11 protein-coding genes are annotated in these 14039 nt (G+C 31.3%); 1 reads left to right on the top strand and 10 read right to left on the bottom strand.

Annotated elements, in window-relative coordinates; genetic code table 11:
• Positions 1-38: 38 nt before the first annotated feature.
• Genes Q0W95_RS05670 through Q0W95_RS05625 form a run of 10 tightly spaced genes read right to left on the bottom strand, consistent with a single transcriptional unit; the run spans position 39 to position 11315 of the window.
• Positions 39-1301: an amidohydrolase gene (locus Q0W95_RS05670; protein ID WP_297790756.1), complete on the bottom strand. Its 1263-nt coding sequence runs from the start codon at positions 1299-1301 to the stop codon at positions 39-41.
• Positions 1302-1334: 33 nt separating this feature from the next.
• Positions 1335-2753, bottom strand: a complete 1419-nt coding sequence (gene gatB, locus Q0W95_RS05665; protein WP_297790754.1) for an Asp-tRNA(Asn)/Glu-tRNA(Gln) amidotransferase subunit GatB — start codon at positions 2751-2753, stop codon at positions 1335-1337.
• Positions 2743-4155: an Asp-tRNA(Asn)/Glu-tRNA(Gln) amidotransferase subunit GatA gene (gatA, locus tag Q0W95_RS05660; RefSeq protein WP_297790752.1), complete on the bottom strand. Its 1413-nt coding sequence runs from the start codon at positions 4153-4155 to the stop codon at positions 2743-2745. Before gatA ends, gatB begins: the two co-directional genes overlap by 11 nt.
• A gap of 8 nt (positions 4156-4163) precedes the next feature.
• Positions 4164-4442 carry an Asp-tRNA(Asn)/Glu-tRNA(Gln) amidotransferase subunit GatC gene (gene gatC / locus Q0W95_RS05655; RefSeq protein ID WP_297790750.1) on the bottom strand — a complete coding sequence of 93 codons (279 nt, stop codon included), beginning with the start codon at positions 4440-4442 and terminating at the stop codon, positions 4164-4166.
• Position 4443: 1 nt separating this feature from the next.
• Positions 4444-6450 carry an NAD-dependent DNA ligase LigA gene (gene ligA, locus Q0W95_RS05650; RefSeq protein WP_297790748.1) on the bottom strand — a complete coding sequence of 669 codons (2007 nt, stop codon included), beginning with the start codon at positions 6448-6450 and terminating at the stop codon, positions 4444-4446.
• A gap of 2 nt (positions 6451-6452) precedes the next feature.
• Positions 6453-8648 (bottom strand): ATP-dependent helicase, encoded by a 2196-nt coding sequence (locus tag Q0W95_RS05645; protein WP_297790746.1) that lies wholly within the window; start codon positions 8646-8648, stop codon positions 6453-6455.
• Between the two features lie 58 nt (positions 8649-8706).
• Positions 8707-9027 (bottom strand): YerC/YecD family TrpR-related protein, encoded by a 321-nt coding sequence (locus tag Q0W95_RS05640; RefSeq protein WP_297790744.1) that lies wholly within the window; start codon positions 9025-9027, stop codon positions 8707-8709.
• Positions 9024-9680, bottom strand: a complete 657-nt coding sequence (locus Q0W95_RS05635) for an adenosylcobyric acid synthase (RefSeq protein WP_297790743.1) — start codon at positions 9678-9680, stop codon at positions 9024-9026. Before Q0W95_RS05635 ends, Q0W95_RS05640 begins: the two co-directional genes overlap by 4 nt.
• Positions 9677-11008 carry a MurT ligase domain-containing protein gene (locus Q0W95_RS05630; protein WP_297790741.1) on the bottom strand — a complete coding sequence of 444 codons (1332 nt, stop codon included), beginning with the start codon at positions 11006-11008 and terminating at the stop codon, positions 9677-9679. Before Q0W95_RS05630 ends, Q0W95_RS05635 begins: the two co-directional genes overlap by 4 nt.
• A gap of 37 nt (positions 11009-11045) precedes the next feature.
• A complete protein-coding gene (locus Q0W95_RS05625) occupies positions 11046-11315 on the bottom strand; it encodes an acylphosphatase (protein WP_297790739.1) in 270 nt (89 codons plus the stop codon).
• A gap of 133 nt (positions 11316-11448) precedes the next feature.
• Here Q0W95_RS05625 and Q0W95_RS05620 point away from each other — a divergent pair, with 133 nt between their 5' ends.
• Positions 11449-13968, top strand: a complete 2520-nt coding sequence (locus tag Q0W95_RS05620) for a heavy metal translocating P-type ATPase (RefSeq protein ID WP_297790737.1) — start codon at positions 11449-11451, stop codon at positions 13966-13968.
• Positions 13969-14039 lie beyond the last annotated feature (71 nt).

The raw sequence follows: 14039 nt of genomic DNA, 5'->3' as shown, positions 1-14039 counted from the left end.
GTCGTCGGCAGCGTCAGATGTGTATAAGAGACAGAACATTACCTTTTCCTTAGACTATCAAATGCTCTAACGGTTTTATTTATAATTTCTTCTTCTAAAATTCCGATAAGCTTGCCATTTTCATAAAGAATATTTCCATTTACTATAACATTTTTTATATCTGACTCATAAGTAGAAAAACATATAGATGAAAGTAAATTATTTTTCGGGCTATGATTTATATTGTTAATATCAATCATAATGAGATCTGCCTTCATACCCTCTTTGATAATACCAACTTTATCAATTCCTAAAGCTTTAGCACCGTTCAAGGTAGCCATTTTTAGAACTTCAAAAGAACTTATGGGTCTAGTTGAAAATAACTTTGAAACAAGCATAGTGCTTTCTATTTCTCTAAGCATTGATAATTTATTATTACTTGAAGCAGAATCCGTACCTATGCATACATTTATTCCCTTATCTAACAATCTGCTTACATCCAAAAATCCCGATGATAATTTTAGATTACTATTTGGGTTATGAATTATACTTACGTTATTTGCTTTTATTATATCAAGATCATTGTCAGACAAATATATTCCGTGGGCTGCTATTGTTTTATTTTTAAATATTCCTGCTTTTTCAAAAACCTCGGTAGGACTCATCTTATATTTCTTATAACAATCCTCGTTTTCTAACTTTGTTTCAGAAAGATGGATATGAATTGGTAGTTCGTATTCGTCAGCATACTCCGAAATCTTCTTTAAGTAATCAATATCAACCGTATATATTGCATGAGGGCCTAAACCGATGTCAATTAGATTGTTATTTTCATATTTTTTTGCTAAAGATAGATTTTCTTTTATTTTACTATATCCCACATCAGGAATAGCAAGTCCTCTCGAAATTTGTGCTCTCATCCCCAACTCGAGAGTTGCCTTAGCAGTTTCATCACTAAAAAAATACATGTCTGCAAAAGTAGTAGTGCCTGACTTTATCATTTCTATTAGTGCTAGTTTTGAAGCATAATATACATATTTATTTTCTAGTTTTTCTTCCAATGGCCATATATAATTTTCTAGCCAAGTCATAAGATCAGTTTCAGGACCATAATTTCTAAATAAGGTCATTGCAACATGGGTATGAGCATTAACAAATCCAGGCATAGTTATGAAATTTTCACCATCAATGATTTTATCTGCTTTAAATTCATCAAGATTTCCTATTTTATAAATTTCATCATCTTTTATATAGATATTTTCTCTGGTGATTTTTTCATTATCCATCGACAATAAATTAGTATTTTTGATTATTATATTCATCTTTTTAAAAAAGAGAGTGGTATCAACCACTCCCTACTCTCCTATCTTATCTCTTAAAAGTTTATTAATTTCTTGTGGATTTCCCTTGCCTTTTGTCTTTTTCATAGCTTGACCTACAAGGAAACCAAAAGCACGATCCTTACCAGCTCTAATATCTTCTATAGAATCAGGATTCTCCTTGATAACTTCTACAACAACTTCTTCTAAGAAAGATGAGTCAGAAATTTGTAATAGGTTTCTTTTATTTGCTAATTTTTCAGGATTTTCGTTAGTTTCATAAATCTCTCTAAGAAGTTTCTTAGCAACATTATTATTTATTTTATTTTCCTTAGCAAGACTTATTAATTTTGCAAAATTTTCCACAGAAAGATTCATTTCTGAAGGACTTTGTTCAAATTCATTTAATCTCCTAGATAATTCAGATAAAATCCAATTAGCACATGTATTAGCATCATTGATTATACTATTGGTTTTTTCAAATAAAGTTGACAACTCTCTATCATTTGCTAGTAAGTTAGCATCATATTGACTGAGTCCAAGGTCTTTAATATATCTTTCTTCTTTATCTTTTGGTAACTCTGGTAAATTATTAGCAATATTTTCAACAAATTCATCAGAAAGCTCTATTAGAGGAATATCCCCTTCAGCCGAAAATCTGTAATCATTTCCGACTTCTTTATTTCTCATGTGAATTGTCTCTAATTTTTCGTCATCCCACCTTCTTGTTTCTTTTACACCTATTTTTCCTGAATCAAGAAGCTTTCTTTGCCTTACTTCTTCGAAAGCTAGAGCATTTTCTATAGCTTTTATTGAGTTTATATTCTTTATTTCTGCTATGGCAGTTCTTTCCCCATTATCAAGATTTTCTAAGTTTATATTTACATCTACACGCATAGATCCTTGTGCCATTATACAATCTGATACTCCTAAGAATCTCAATGTTGATGCTAGAGTTTCTACATACTCTCTTGCTTCATCTGGTGAAGATAAATCTGGCTCGCTTACAATTTCTATAAGAGGAACTCCAGCCCTATTATAATCCATTAATGTAGCATTATTTTCATCATGATTAGACTTACCTGTATCTTCTTCCATATGAATTTCTGCAATCCTGATTTTTTTTCCATTTTCTAATTTAATATACCCATTTGTAGCATAGGGTTTATCAAACTGAGTTATTTGATACCCCTTAACTAAATCTGGATAAAAATATTTTTTCCTATCCATTTTTTGGTCTTTTCTTACATCACAATGAAAAGCAAGACCAGCCATAACTGCAAACTCTACTGCTTTTTCATTCATTTGTGGTAAAGACCCAGGATGACCTAAACATACTGGACACACATTGGTGTTTGGAATAGCTCCAAACTCATTTTTACAGGAGCAAAACATTTTTGTTTCAGTAGCCATTTCCACATGAATTTCTAATCCGATTATTGTTTTAGTTTTCATTTATACTCCTTAAAAATTTCTCACTTGCATTTAATAACTTATTATCTTCAAATTTATTTGCAATAAATTGAACTGAACCAGATATCCCTTTCCTTACAGGAATAGATATCCCACACATACCTGCTAAGTTAACAATTACATTGAAACCATCTGATTTAAAATCACTTAGGGGATCATCATTATCTTCTCCAAGTTTTGGTGCAATATTTGTGGTTGTTGGAGTAATAATTAAATCATACTCCTTAAATATATCTTCTAGTTCATTTTTAATTAATGTTCTTAATTGAAGTCCTTTTTTGTATATTTTTTGATCGTCATTTGCTGATAAGTACATAGTTCCAAGAGCGATTCTTCTCTGTACTTCTTCTCCTAGGCCTTCTGACCTTGACCTTACGAATAATTCTTCTACATTTTCATATTTATCTGCTTGGTGGCCAAATCTTACGCCATCAAACCTACTCATGTTTGAAGAAACTTCAGAACTCATTACAACATTGTAAACAGGGTTGGCGTATTTTGCGTATTTTAAATCAATCTCTGTAAGATTAGCACCAAGATTTCTTAATGTATTTAGAGCAATATCATAATCTTTTTTCACTATGTCTTCTATCCCCTCGTAAAGGTCAGAATCTGTATTAATATAAGCTATTTTTTTACCAGTAAAATCATAATCTGCATAGGTGTATTCATATTTATTAAGGTAAGAGGTCATATCCTTATCATCTGGTGCAGATGTTATATCAGCTAAAATTCTCATATCTCTAATATCATTTGCAAATAGAGATACTTGGTCTAGGGTATTAGCCATTGATACAACACCATACCTACTCATAAGAGAGTAAGTTGGTTTGTATCCTAAGATATTACAATAAGACGCAGGACACCTCACCGAACCACCTGTATCTGTACCTAGGGAAATTAATACATCACCCTTAGAAACTGCAGCAGCAGAACCAGAAGATGAACCACCTGTAACTCTATTCTCATCAATAGGATTTTTGGTTGGGCCAAAGTATGAACTTAAGCCTCTGCCACCCATAGCAAACTCATCCATATTTGATTTTGCAACTATTATTGCATCTTCATTTAGGAGATTTTCAACTACACTAGCATTATAGATAGGCTTAAAATTTTCTAGCATTTTTGATGCACAAGTCATCTTCATTTGATCATAAGAAATATTATCCTTAACAACTATTGGTACTCCAAATAGTTTTCCTAATTTTTTTCCACTTTGTAATTTCTTATCTAAGCTCTTGGCTCTTACTAGAGCACCTTTTGTATCAACACTTATGTAAGCATTTAATTTGTCAGAATTAATCTTATGTAGAGTCGTTTTTATATGCTCTTCTACCGAAATATTTCCACATTTATAATCATTAATTAATTTTTCAATGTTCATTATAGCTCCTACAATTTCCAATCTAATCTAAAATAACCAAATTCTGTATCTTTAGCATTTTCCAAAGCCTTATCGCGACTTACTGATGCCTTTGGTTCATCTTTTCTAAACACAGCCTTATGGTTTGATACAAGTTCGGTCATTTCAATATTTTCAGTATCGACGGTGAATATATCGTCAATAAAGTCAATAACTTTATTAAACTTATCTGACAACACATTTACATCCTTGCCTTCCAAGCTAAGATTGGCGAGTCTATATATCTTCTCTACTTCTTTATTATCCATCTTACTTCCCTTCTAAATTATCTAAAAACTTATAAAGTTTTTCACCTTCATAAACATCTACACCGAAAGTCATAGCCTTATCTTTTTTAGATCCAGCTTTATCGCCAGCAAGAACAACATCTGTGTTTTTAGAAACAGAGCCAGATACTTTACCAGCATTTACTTCTATAAGTTTTTTTATATCATCTCTTTTATAACCATCAATGGTACCAGTTATTACAAAAGTTAAATCTTTTAATTTATCACTACTACTATTATTATCTTCTTTTGGATTTGAAATTTCTATACCTTTTTCCAATAAAATGTTAATTGAACTTTTTATATTAGGATCATGGAAATATTCCACAATATTTTCTGCGGTAATTTCTCCAATATCATTAATATCAACAAGCTCCTCTACCTTAGCATCTCTTAATTTTTCAAAACTTCGAAATTTCCTAGCCAAGTCTTTGGAAGTTCTTTCCCCTACATTAGGTATACCTATAGCATATATAAACCTATCCAAATCTACTTTTTTGCTCTTCTCTATTGCCTTCAACAAGTTTTTAGTTTTTTTATCTCCAAACCTAACTAGCTTTATCAGCATATCATAAGTTAAGTCGTAAATATCATCAATTTCATTTATTTCAAGCTCATCCATCAATTGGGCAATCGTCTTTTCTGATAACCCTTCTATATCCATAGCATTTCTTGATGCAAAATGCTCCATTCTTGCCAACAATTGTGGTTTACAAGATATAGAGTTTGGACAGACAATATGAACTTTTTCTTGAATCAATTCGCTACCACAGTATGGACACTTACTCGGCTTTAGAATTTTTTTTGTTCCTGGTTGGTTCTCATCGACAACTCCAAGAATTTCAGGAATTACATCATTTGAACGTCTTATAAATACCTTTGAGCCCAGTCTTACTTTTTTTCTTTCTATATCATCATAATTGTTTAAAGTAGCTCTAGTGACTGTTGCTCCAGAAAAATCAACCGGCTCTAGGATGGCACTAGGAGTAACTTTGCCACTACGCCCAACATTCCGTACTACATCTTTTAAAATTGTTGTAAATTCTTCTGCTTCAAACTTATATGCTATAGACCATCTAGGAAATTTATTAGTATATCCTAAAACATTTTGAGTTCTTTTATCATTAATTTTTATCACAACTCCATCTGTCAAAATATCTAATTTTTTTCTTTCCTTCTCAATTCTTTCAAGTTCACTTATAATATCATCAAGATTTGTTACTTTCTTATGATAAGGATGAATCTTGAAACCCTGATCTTTTAAAAAGCTTAACATTTCCTCTTCTGTTGAAAAATTCAAGTTATTTGTTGGAATAGCATAGAAAAAAGCAGTTAAATTTCTTTTAGCAGTTTCTCTCGTATCGAGGTTTCTCAAAGCCCCTGCAGCTGCATTTCTTGCATTTTTAAGCTGAATTTCGTTATTTTTATTATACTTATCTAGCTCACTTAAAGGCATCAATGCTTCTCCTTGAATCTCAACCAAGGATTTTTCATTTATTTTTAATGGGATTGATTTTATCGTCCTAACCTGAGCAGAAATTTCTTCACCTACAATACCATTTCCCCTCGTAGCAGCACTAACTAAGTTTCCATTTTCATATTTTAAATCAATGGTTAGTCCATCAAACTTATACTCCATTATAAAACTGAGTTCTTCTAGCTTATCCACGTTATTATTGTTATAGTCTTCCCTAAGTCGTTTTGCCCTGTTAATCCATTCTTCTAGTTGGTTATAAGATTGAGCCTTGTCTTGAGAAAAAAGTCGGGTTATATGATAGTGTTTCTCAAATTTTTCTAGAACTTCTCCTCCTACTTTCTGGGTCGGTGAGTCATCTCTTATGTAACCACTTTCACTTTCCAATTGTCTGAGCTTATCATAAAGCTTATCATATTCACCATCAGAAACTAGGGGCTTATCCTTTGTATAATAATGATAATTTAATTTATTTATTTCTTCTATTAGTTTATTTATTTCTTCACGTATATCCATAATTAAATCTTTTCAATAGGTGCATAATTTTGGTTTAATTTTTTTAATCCCTTTTTATCAAAAGCAACAACAAGCTCATTTCCTTTATCTTGAATTTTGATTTGAACTACCATTCCATCTCCCCACTTGCTGTGCCTGATCTTATCTCCTACTTGGAAATCACCACCGCTTGCATCTGTCTTAATTAACTTCTTGTTGAGGACTGATTGTCTTGTTTTTTCACGCATATAATCTTCAGCCATAGCTTTTTCGTATTCTCTTGAAGTGTAACCGTAAGAAGTAGCCTCCTCTTCTACCTTTATTTTACCAATTATTTCATCAATGAATCTTGATGGTTTATAAAATACTGGCTTTCCGTAACTTCTTCTAGACTTTGAACTTGTGAGGAAGAGTTTTTCCTTAGCTCTGGTAATACCAACATAAAAAAGCCTTCTCTCTTCTTCAATATTACCTTCATCAATGCTTCTTTTTCCTGGAAAAAGTCCTTCATCAAGTCCTACAACAAAAACTATTGGAAACTCTAATCCTTTGGCTGAATGCATGGTCATAATAGAAACAGAATTTTCCTTATCTTCTGTCTTATCTAAATCTGAAAGCAATGATAAGTTCTCTAAGTAATCATATATTGAGTCTTCTGGATTATTCTCCTCATATTCTGCTGCAGATGATATAAATTCGTTGATATTATCGATTCTTGCCCTATCTTCAACCGAAAAAGAACTCTCAAGCATTTTCATATATCCACTTTTATCTAATACATCATTAATAAGATCAACTATTTTGTAATTGCTTAAATTATCAAAGATATCCTTCAGAGGTTGATAAAATTTATTGGTTGATTTCCTGAGCCTTTCGTTTATAAATATGTTGAATTCGTCTTCTCTTATTAAATCTAGCATTGAGATGTTGTGTTTAGAAGCAATATATTCTAAATCATCAATAGTTTTGTTTCCGATTCCTCTTTTAGGTTCGTTTATAATTCTTTTGAGGGCTAAATCATCCTTATTATTGACTAAAATTTTTAAATATGAAACTAAATCTTTAATTTCTTTTCTATCATAGAACTTTAATCCTCCAATAACTTTATAATTAACCAGATTTTTCATAAGAATTTCTTCAAAGGGTCTTGATTGGGCATTAGTCCTATAAAGTATAGCAAAATCACGAGGTTCGTATCCATCAACAATTAGGTTTTTGATGTTATCAATAACAAATTTAGCCTCTTCTGATTCAGTATTGGTAGATTTATAGACTGGAAGGGAGCCATCCTTGTTTTCTGTCCAGAGATTTTTATCTTTTCTTTCACTGTTATTTTCTATAAGAACATTAGCAGTATCAAGAATTTTATCAGTAGACCTATAATTTTGCTCAAGCTTTATAACATCAGCATCAGCAAAATCTTTCTCAAAATTTAAAATATTTGATATATCAGCCCCTCTGAAACTATAAATTGATTGGTCAGCATCTCCAACGACTGTTACATTGTTATAAAATCCTGAAAAATACTTAATTAATTCATATTGACTATTATTAGTATCTTGATACTCATCAACAAAAACATATTCAAATTTTTGTTGATAATATTTTAATGTTTCCTTGTTCCTAACAAATAAATACAAAACTTTATCAATTAAGTCGTCAAAATCTAAGGCGTTGTAATAAAATTTCTTCTCTTCATATTTTTTAAAAATTTCATAAAAAATATCAGATTTTGTATAGTAGGTATTTATTTGTAGAAACTCTTCTGGATCCATGGACTTATTTTTGGCCTGAGAAATAACATTCAATGCCTCCCTAGGCGTTACATCATCTTTATATCCTAGGTCGTTAATTATTTCTTTAACTAGTGTTTTCTGATCACTGGTATCATAAATAGTGAAATTTCTATCATAGCCAATCTTGTCAATATTCATCCTAAGAATTCTGGCACATATAGAGTGAAAGGTTCCTATCCATAAGTGTGAAACATCCATATGCAATAAATTTGCGATCCTTTCTTTCATTTCATTTGCTGCCTTATTGGTGAAGGTTATTGCTATGATATTTCTAGGATCTATATTTTTTTCTTCAATAAGATAGGCAATGCTTGTTGTAAGAACCCTAGTTTTACCTGAACCAGCTCCTGCTAAAACTAAAAGTGGACCTTTGTCGTGAAGCACCGCCTTTTTTTGCATATTATTTAAACCATCTAAATTCATATTTCACATCCTTCCATCTATGATATTATACCACAAAAAATAAAAGAGTAAGTTATCCCTACTCTTTGTCTTTTTCTTGTTTTAAATTCTTTTCAATAAGCCTTTCTAGCACTATATCATAACCATTTGAGCCATAATTTAGCGATCTATTTACTCTTGATATTGTAGCTGTTGATGCTCCTGTTTCTTCTTCAATTACGCTATAAGTCTTTCTAATTTTTAGAAGCTTTGCAACATGTAACCTTTGTGCAATTGACTGAATTTCTCTAGCTGTGCATATATCTGTAAAGAAATCATAGCATTGTTCAATATCTTCAAGCATAAGTACAGCTTCAAATAGCTCGTCTATTTCTTTATTTCTTAGTTTACTTTCTTTCATTTATCTCTCCTATTATTTATAATATTTATTAGGCTTTTACATAAATTTGTATTTTTTGCTAATAAAGGCCCGTGAAGGTATGTAGCTATGGTGTTTTTATAAATAAAACCTTCACTACCATCTTCTCCATTGTTTCCATTTCCTTCGATTACCTCCCCAAATGGTTGTTGGTTATCTGAAAGATAAGTTATACCACCGTGATTCTCAAAACCAGTATAAATTTCATCTGGATTTATCGTTGACCTAATCTTAATATTTCCAGTAAATCTATTCTTGCTAGATTGATTAACAGTGTAATGATCAAATATCTTAAGCCCTTCAATTTTGTTGTTATAGGCATCATAATAATATTGACCAAGAAGTTGATATCCCCCACATATAGCTAATAATATACCGTTATTTTCAATGTAGTCTACTAAAGATGCTCTTTTTTTTATCAAATCTTTTTGCACGATACTTTGTTCATAGTCTTGACCACCTCCAAAGAATATAAAATCATATTTCTTTGCATCTAAGTCGTCACCTAAACTAATTATATCAACATTAACTTCATAATTGTTTTTTCTAGCTTCGTGGGCAAAGGCCATTACATTTCCTACATCTCCGTAGGTGTTTAGTAAGTTTCCATATAAGTGGGCTATGTTAATAATCATGATAGTTTTAGAACCTCTCTTAGTTTAAGCATAGCAGTATAAGTCGATAAAACATAAACATTTTTGCTCTTTGCATTATGAATAACTTCAACAATATCACTTTCATAGTCAAATTGTTTAATCTCACCATCAAAAATCTCTGCAATTTCAAGTCTTCTTTTCATATCAAAAGACCTTTTACCCGAAACATAAATATCCTTAATATCCATATCTTTCAATTTTTCATAATAAGAATCATATATCCAACTTACATCAAGACCGTCAGCATAATTATCATTGAGCAAACATATCAAACTAATATCATTTTTATTTAACAACATCAGTTCTATAATCTGATTTAAACCAGTTGGATTTTTGACTAAATTGATTATTACATTTTTACCAGAAACTTCAATGCTCTCTTGTCTACCAAAGACATTTTTTTGAGTTTTCAAACCTGTGTAGATTTCCCTGTAAGTTAATCCAAGTTCTTTAGCCACAGATAAGGCAGCTAAGGCATTATAAATGTTATAAAGACCGCCAACATTAATCTCATATTGCTCATCTTTTATGGCAAATTTAGAATAATCACTTGTAAGCTCGATTAAATTATCTATAGTGTAATCAATATTCTTTGACTTGAAATCACAAGTAGGGCAAGAAAAATCACCCAAAGATGAATAATTAACAAGTTTATATTTAAGAATACTATTACAGTGAGGACAAAGTATCCCATCCGAATTCATTTCCGCATCTAGGGTATAATCATCTTTTATTTCTCTAACATCTCTTATAGCGTAATAAGCTGTTGGATATTTCTCCATCTTATCATAAGCAAATATCGGTAAATCACCATTAGCAATAATTTTCGCATGGTCTTGTAGAACCATACCATCCATGACCTTATCGAAGATATTGTAAATCTCCCCAAACCTATCCATTTGATCTCTAAATATATTTGTAAAAACCACATAGTCAGCTTGTAAGAATTTACCAATCCTAACTAAATTAGCTTCATCTACCTCAAGAACAGCAACAGTCTCCTCTTTGCTTGGATTATCTAACAAGGATGTTATGATTCCTTGCACCATATTAGAACCAGATTCATTAGTATAAACTTTCTTATAATGTTGCCTAAGTATATTTGTCAAGAAGTGGGTGGTCATAGTCTTACCATTAGTCCCTGTAACAAATATAAACTTAGTATTTTGAGACAATTCTTCTAAAATATTTTTATCCAATCGATAGGCAATAAATCCTGGAAGTGAAGTTGCCTTGTGATTGGTAAGTTTTAATGAAAATCTAATAAATTTTCCTATATTTTTTACTATTTTACTTTTTAAACTCATAGGTCTACTATATTCCAAAAAGTTCTAAAGTGCCACACTAATAGAGAATTTTAAATGAAGTTTCATCAGGGCATAAATCAACTTCAATCTTATCAATAGTGTCTACATGAATAAATCTCTCGCTACACAAAGCATTTACAAATGAATCGATATTTCCACTAGAGCCTTGAGCATACACTAACACACTCCCATCATACATATTTTGAACACTACCAGTAATATTCAAATCATTAGCTATTCTAAAGGATTGAAATCTAAACCCAACACCTTGGACTCTTCCCTTAAAATTTATCTTAAATCTTATCATTATATCCCCTTTAATATACTATAACATTCACTTATTAACTTGTAAAGTGTTAAAGTTAAAGTATATCTAATTTGACACTGTATATTGAAAAGTTATAATTTATATAAACCGATACAAATGTTAAGGAGGTTGTATGAAGGAAAAATATGACGTTTCTGGAATGACATGTTCAGCTTGTCAAGCAAATGTTCAAAAAGCTGTTGAAAAACTCGGAGTTCATAATGTTAATGTTAATTTGATTAATGAGTCTATGACAGTAGACTACGATACAGATAAGCTATCAAGCAAAGATATTATTAAGGCTATAACAGACATTGGCTATGGTGCAAGTCTTAAAGCTGATAGAAAAAAAAATGAAGATTTTACTTTAAAGGAAAAAGAGGAGATGTCTACTCAAAGTAGACTAAAAGTTTCCTTTGCTTTTCTTATTCCTCTAATGTATCTAGCTATGGGACCAATGGTTGGACTACCTATACCAAAGATTTTTATGGGCAATAAAGGTGCAGTTAACTATGCCTTTGTTCAATTCCTTATGACCATACCTGTTATATTTATTAATAGAAAGTTTTTCACAAGTGGTTTCAGGGGGCTTGTTAAAAAAGCTCCTAATATGGATACCCTGGTTGCTCTAGGAGCTAGTGCTGCTACAGCCTTTGGTGTTTTTGCTATTATGAGAATGAGCCACGCTCAAGCATTTGATAATATTGAAGTTATAGAACATTACAGGCATAATATTTATTTTGAAACTAGTGCGATGATCCTAACTCTTATTACCTTGGGCAAGTATTTCGAATCGAGAAGTAAGGGGGAGACAAAAACATCATTAAAAAATCTTATGGATTTAGCCCCTAAAACTGCAAATATTATAAGAGACGATAAAGAGCTCACTATTGGTGTAGATGAAATAAAAGTTGGTGATATTATTGTAGTTCGACCTGGTGAGGCAATTCCTGTTGATGGAATCATAACAGAAGGAAAATCTCTAGTAGATCAAGCAGCTATAACTGGTGAAAGTATGCCTGTGAGTAAAAAAGTTGGTGATGCAGTTATATCTGCCACAATCAACAAACAAGGTTCATTCAAATTTAAGGCTAACAGAGTCGGTGAAGATACAACTATTTCTCAGATTATTAATTTAGTTAATGAGGCAAACGAAACTAAAGCTCCTATTGCAAGACTTGCTGATAAGGTTGCAGGAATATTTGTTCCACTTGTCGTTATTATTGCTATATTGACGTTTGCTTTTTGGTCGTTAACTACAAGAAATTATGAATTTGCCTTAAACCTTATGATAGCTGTCCTTGTAATATCCTGCCCTTGTGCTCTAGGACTTGCCACACCAATGGCAATAATGGTTGCCACAGGAAAGTCTGCTGAATTGGGGCTTTTGTTTAAAAACGCAGAAAGTCTTGAAAATCTCCATAAAACAAATGTCATTCTTTTAGATAAAACTGGCACTATTACAGAAGGAAAACCTGTTGTTACTGATGTAGTAACTAATATGGATGAATTTGATTTTATAAAACTTGCTGCTAGTTTAGAAAAATATTCTGAACATCCTTTAAGTTTGGCTATAACAAGTTATGCTAATGATAGGAATATTGATCTATTCTCTATTACTAACTTTGAATCTATAAGCGGTAGAGGGCTATCTGGAAAAATTTCTGATAAAATATTTTACGCTGGAAATATCAATCTAATGAAAGAAAAAAATATCGATATTTTAGATTATGAACATAAAGCCATAAACTTATCAGAGCAAGGGAAAACTTCTATGTATTTTGCCAATGACAAAGAAGTTCTTGGACTTATAGGAGTTCAAGATATAGAAAAAATCGATTCAAAAGATGCAATTAAAAATTTAAGAGATATGGGTTATAAAATAATAATGCTTACAGGTGATAATGAAAAAACTGCTGAAGCTATAAGGAAAAACTTAGGTATTGATGAAAAATATGCTGAACTTTTACCTCAAAATAAAGAGAAAGTTGTAAGGAAACTACAAAATGAGGGTAATAATATAACGATGGTAGGAGATGGTATAAATGATGCCCCAGCACTCGCAAGAGCCGATATAGGTATAGCCATTGGTAGTGGAACTGATATAGCAATAGATTCTGCAGATGTTATTTTAATAAAAAATTCATTATTAGATATTGTAAATTCCATCAAACTATCTAAGGCAACTATAGAGATTATTAAAGAAAATCTTTTTTGGGCGTTTTTCTATAACCTAATTCTTATACCATTGGCTGCAGGTTTGATGTATCCAATAAATGGACTTACTCTAAACCCTATGTTTGCTGCCTTTGCAATGAGTATATCATCTGTATTTGTTTGTCTTAACTCTCTTAGACTAAGAAACTTTAAGGCAGAAAACAAAAAACAAGAAAAGGTAAATATAGAAATTAAATCGGAGGAAAACATGAGCGAATTAAATAAAATGATTGTTAAAGTTGATGGAATGAGTTGTGAAAATTGTGCTAAACATGTTAGAAAAGCACTTGAGTCTTTGGATGGAATTGATGATGTTGAAGTGAACTTATCTAATAAAGAAGCTGTTGTAAAATATTTTGGTTCAATCAATGAGAAGGATGTTAAATCCGCTATCTATGATGCTGGATACGAATACAAAGGCATCGAATACAAATAAAGTAAAATTATAAAAATTTTTAAAAATGCTAAAAAACCGTCGATTATCAAATCGGCGGTTTAGTTAATATG

The organism is uncultured Anaerococcus sp. (assembly GCF_947253225.1).
Classification (GTDB): Bacteria; Bacillota; Clostridia; order Tissierellales; family Peptoniphilaceae; genus Anaerococcus.
Note: the sequence above shows the minus strand (reverse complement) of the source record. Positions and strands in the feature narration are given on the sequence as shown.